This is a genomic window from Microvirga calopogonii, assembly GCF_003347665.1.
GTDB lineage: Bacteria > Pseudomonadota > Alphaproteobacteria > Rhizobiales > Beijerinckiaceae > Microvirga > Microvirga calopogonii.
On sequence record NZ_QDGA01000198.1, the window covers coordinates 1 to 4,441 of the forward strand.

Annotated in this window: 3 protein-coding genes and 1 pseudogene; 2 read left to right on the top strand and 2 right to left on the bottom strand. The window is 64.8% G+C overall.

Annotation, left to right across the window (positions count from 1 at the left end; translation table 11 throughout):
* Nucleotides 1–40 precede the first annotated feature (40 nt).
* Together DDF70_RS35610 and tnpC are read left to right on the top strand one after the other, a co-directional pair.
* Nucleotides 41–1,185, top strand: a protein-coding gene (locus DDF70_RS35610) for an IS3 family transposase (RefSeq protein WP_425374111.1) whose coding sequence is annotated in 2 segments (ribosomal slippage) — nucleotides 41–299 and nucleotides 299–1,185 — 1,146 coding nt in all. Because the reading frame shifts where the segments join, the coding sequence is not laid out codon by codon here.
* A 36-nt stretch (nucleotides 1,186–1,221) separates the two neighbouring features.
* Nucleotides 1,222–1,818: pseudogene (gene tnpC, locus DDF70_RS35615) on the top strand (IS66 family transposase); the annotation flags it as partial.
* Between the two features lie 149 nt (nucleotides 1,819–1,967).
* Here tnpC and istB read toward each other — a convergent pair.
* A complete protein-coding gene (gene istB, locus DDF70_RS35620; RefSeq protein WP_114945129.1) occupies nucleotides 1,968–2,720 on the bottom strand; it encodes an IS21-like element helper ATPase IstB in 753 nt (250 codons plus the stop codon).
* 11 nt (nucleotides 2,721–2,731) lie between these two features.
* Nucleotides 2,732–4,273, bottom strand: coding sequence for an IS21 family transposase (gene istA, locus DDF70_RS35625; RefSeq protein WP_281024360.1), 1,542 nt, complete (start codon nucleotides 4,271–4,273; stop codon nucleotides 2,732–2,734).
* Nucleotides 4,274–4,441 lie beyond the last annotated feature (168 nt).

Consider the following 4,441-nt stretch of genomic DNA (forward strand, 5'->3'; position numbering starts at 1 on the left):
CGAAAAAATGGAGAGCCTTTCATGAAGCAGGAGGATCTCCATGCCCCAGACACGCTTTACGAGAGAGTTCCAGGATGAGGCGGTGCGGCTTGCTCTGACCAGCGGCCGCAGCCGGCGTGCGATTGCCGCGGATCTCGGGGTCGGCCTGTCGACCCTGCGCCACTGGATTGATCGCCGGCGCGAGCACCAGATCGATGATCCGCCCGAAGAGCGCCAAGAGGACATGGCGGCCGAGTTGAAGCGACTGCGGCGCGAGAACGAGATCCTGCGCCAGGAGCGGGAGATCCTGAAGAAGGCCACGGCTTTTTTCGCCAAGGAGGGAAGTCGATGAAGTTCCGGTTCATCGATGTGGCGAAAGAGGAGTTCCCCGTCACCCGCCTGTGCCAAGTTCTCGGCGTGAGCCAGAGCGGCTATTTCGCCTGGCGATCGCGTCCGGCGAGTTGCCGTCAGCGGGAGGACCTGGTGCTCTTGGCCCATGTCCGCTCGGCCTTCATCCGCTCGCATGAGACCTACGGCAGTCCCCGCATGACTTGCGAGTTGCAGGATAAGGGCCTGAAGGTCGGTCGCCGTCGGACTGCTCGGCTGATGCGCGAGAACGGGTTGAAAGCCCGGCAGAAGCGGCGGTTCAAGCGCACCACCGACAGCCATCATGGCTTTCCGATCGCGCCCAACCTGCTCGAGCAGGACTTCTCGGCCGAGCGCCCGAACGAGAAGTGGGCGGCCGATATCTCCTATCTGTGGACGAACGAGGGCTGGCTCTATCTGGCCGTCGTCCTCGATCTCTTCGCCCGCCGGGTGGTCGGCTGGGCGGTCAGTGACAGCCTCCACAAGGAACTGGCGCTCGAAGCCCTGCGCAAGGCTCTGGCGATCCGAAGACCTGGTGAGGGGCTGATCCATCATGCGGATCGCGGCAGTCAATATTGTTCGAACGAGTATCAGGCCGCGCTGAAGAAACACGGCATCCAGATCTCAATGTCCGGGAAAGGCAATTGCTTCGACAACGCCGTTGTTGAGACCTTCTTCAAGACCTTGAAATCTGAGCTGGTCTGGCGCACCGTCTTTGAGACCAGAGCCGAGGCCAAGCAGGCGATCGGCCACTACATCGACGGCTTTTACAACCCCGTCCGGCGTCACTCGACACTCGATTATGTCAGTCCGGTTCAGTTCGAAAGGCTGGCCGAATAGCTAGCAAACCGCTCTCCACTTAAGCGAAGCAAATCCATCCAGGCCCCGGCGCCGGCCCGGATCATCGCCAGCGGGATTCCCACCGAGGCGCTACTGGCCCAGATCGCCGTGGCGAAGTACGCCGATGGTCTGCCGCTGTACCGGCAGGAGGCGATCTACGCCCGCGACGGGGTTGTGATCGAGCGCTCGCAGATGGCGCAGTGGATGGGCAAGGTCGGGTTTGAGCTTGAGCCCCTGGCCGCGTATGCCCTGGCGCGGATCAAGCAGGGCGAGCGGATCTTTGCCGATGAGACCACCCTGCCGACCCTGGTGCCCGGAGCCGGCAAGGCCAAGACCGCGTACCTGTGGGCCTATGTGCGCGATGATCGGCCGTTTGGCGGCCGCGATCCGCCGATCGTGGTCTACCGCTTCGAGGACAGCCGGGCCGGTGCGTGCGTGGCGCGCCATCTCGAGGGCTATCGCGGCATCCTGCAGGTTGACGGCTACACGGCCTATCACCGACTGGCCCGGCCTGAGGGAGCCAATGAAGGCGTGCAGCTGGCGGCCTGCTGGTCGCATGTGCGCAGGAGATTCTACGAACTGCACGTCTCGGACGCCTCCGTTGTGGCCAGGCAGACGCTGGAGCAGATGGCTGCGGATACCGGTGAAGCCGGACGCGTATTCCAAGGTGAAGCCGGACACCCATTCCGATTTCATTCCGGACAGCGTTCCGATCTGAAGCCGGACACTCTCCTCGTTTGATCCTGGGTCATGGGAGATGGTGGAGTGGGATTGGCCGGTCGTCAATCGGACGATGATGCAGCGGCCGGGGAGCGCTGCTTGCGCAGGCTCTCGCCGGACAGTTCAATCCTGTAAGCATTGTGGACCAGGCGATCCAGGATCGCATCGGCGATGGTCGGATTGCCGATGATCTCATACCAGCGGTCGACCGGGATCTGGCTCGTCACGATGGTGGAGCGCCGCTCGTACCGGTCCTCGACGATCTCCAGCAGATCCCGCCGCTGATCGTCAGCGAGCTTCTCGGGCCCCCAATCATCAAGGATGAGAAGATCCACGCGGGCCAGCGCCTTGAGCATGCGCGCGTAGCGGCCGTCCCCGCGGGCCAGACCAAGCGCCGCAAACAGCCGCGGGGCACGGTGATAAGCGACCGAGAAGTCCTCCCGGCACGCCTTCTGGCCCAGCGCGCAGGCCAACCAGCTTTTGCCGACCCCGGCTGGTCCGGTCAGCAGGAGCCCGCGTCGTTCACGGATCCAATCGCAGCCGGCCAGCTTGAGAAAGAGCCCGCGGTCGAGACCGCGCGCCGCCCTGAAGTCGACATCCTCGACATGCGCGTCATGGCGCAGGCGGGCCGCCCGCGCCCGGCTCTCAAACCGCTTCTGACAGCGCAGCGTCGCCTCGCGTTCGAGCAGCAGTGCAAGCCAGTCGCCATGCTCGAGAGCCCGAGCCTCGGGCTGGGATTGCAGAGCCTTGAAGGCACTGGCCATGCCGTGAAGACCAAGATCGGCCAGCAGAGCGAGAGTGGGATGGGTCAACATGCAGGATCTCCTTAGTGGAAGTAGCCGGGGCCGCGCAGGTTGGCGTGCTCCAGAATGGCGGTGGGCTCGGGGTCGCGGGCGGGTTGGGCGGCCAGGCGGTTGGCCAGGATCGAGGCGATGCTCTTGGAGGTGAGCGCCCCGATCTGGAGAGCGCGGGCCGACACCGCTTCAGCGCGAGCGGGTTCGAGATCGCGCAACAGGCGCAGAACCCCGAGGCAAGTCCGGAAGCCCTGCTCAGGATGCGGGCGGCGCGCCAGAATAGCCGTGATCAGACCTTCCGTCTGAGGGCCGACGGACGCCGCCCAACGGCGGAAGCGCTCCGGGGTCCAGTCGGCATAGCGCCGATGGGAACTCGGCATGTGGTCCGGGTCGGTGCCGTGCCGGCGCCCACCGTAGCGGCGCTGATGGGTTGCCACGCGCTGGCCGCGGTGGAAGATCTCGATCGTGCGGCTGGTGGCCCGCAGGTCGACCTGCGCGCGGATCAGGCCGTGCGGAACCGAATAGAAGAAGCCGTCGTACTCGACGTGATAGTCCGTGCCGACCCGCACGAAGCGCCATTCGGCGAACTCGTAGTCGTCGCCCGGCAGCGGCGCGAGCGCCGGGCGCTCCATCGTCTCGAAGAGATGCCGGCGGCTGACCCCGAGGCGGCGCACGACATGATCGTTGATGCGCTCGCACGCGCCGGCAATCGCCGCATTGGCTTCGGCCAGCGAGAAGAAAGTCTGGTGCCGCAGCCGTCCGAGAATGCAGGTCTGGGCAAAGCGCACGCCATTCTCCACTTTGGCTTTGTCCTTGGGCTTTCGTGGCCGCGCCGGCAGGATGCCGATGCCGTAATGCGCGGCCATCATGCCGTAGCTGCGGTTGATCTCGGGATCGTAGAACGAGGCCCGGTTGACCCCTGACTTGAGATTGTCCGGCACGATCAGGCGCGGAACGCCGCCGAAGACGCGGAACATGCGCCCATGCGCGCCAATCCAGTCCGGCAGGGACTGGGTCCAGGTCGCCTCAGCGTAGGTGAAGTTGGAGGCGCCGAGCACGGCGACGAAGATCTCGGCCTGGCGGATCTCGCCGGTGTCGGAATCAACGATGGCGATCTTCTTGCCGGAATAGTCGACGAACACTTTGTCGCCGGCAATATGGTCCTGGCGCATGGTCGGCGAGAGCCGGCTCTCAAACGAGCGGAAGAGCTCGCAGAAGCGGCTGTAGCCATAGCCGTTGGAATGGACGGCCCGGTACTCCTCCCAGAGGATTTGCAGGGTGACGCCGGGCTTCTTCAATTCGACGATGGCTTCGGCCCAGTGGGGCTCGGGCCGCCGGCGCTGTCCCTGCTTGACGCCGGCGCGGGCGAAAAGCCTGTTCTCCAGGGCCTCGTCGGTCAGGTCGCCGGGCAAGGGCCAGCTCAAGCCGGCCTGCTCGGCGCGCTTGAGGTTCTCCTGGACGGTGCTGCGCGCGATCCCGAGCCTCTCGGCGATGTCACGCACGCTGATGCCGTCCCGGGCCAGGCGCAGCATCTGTCTCAACTGTCTCATGGTCAGCTTCCTCTTGGCGGGCATTCCATTCTCCTCGATGACGTGAGGAGGGTGATGCCCGAGTTGCTGACCCAGGGGATCATCAGAGTGGGGAAAGTGTCCGGTAATTGATCGGAACGGTGTCCGGCTTCATTCCGGAATGCTGTCCGGCGTCAAATCGGAATCCCCGTCCGGATTGAATCGGAATCCGCA

What these genes read in the sequence shown, in the direction of transcription:
- istA (WP_281024360.1), bottom strand. Translation starts at nt 4,273, where the DNA reads ATGCCCGCCAAGAGGAAGCTGACCATGAGACAGTTGAGACAGATGCTG.
- istB (WP_114945129.1), bottom strand. Translation starts at nt 2,720, where the DNA reads ATGTTGACCCATCCCACTCTCGCTCTGCTGGCCGATCTTGGTCTTCAC.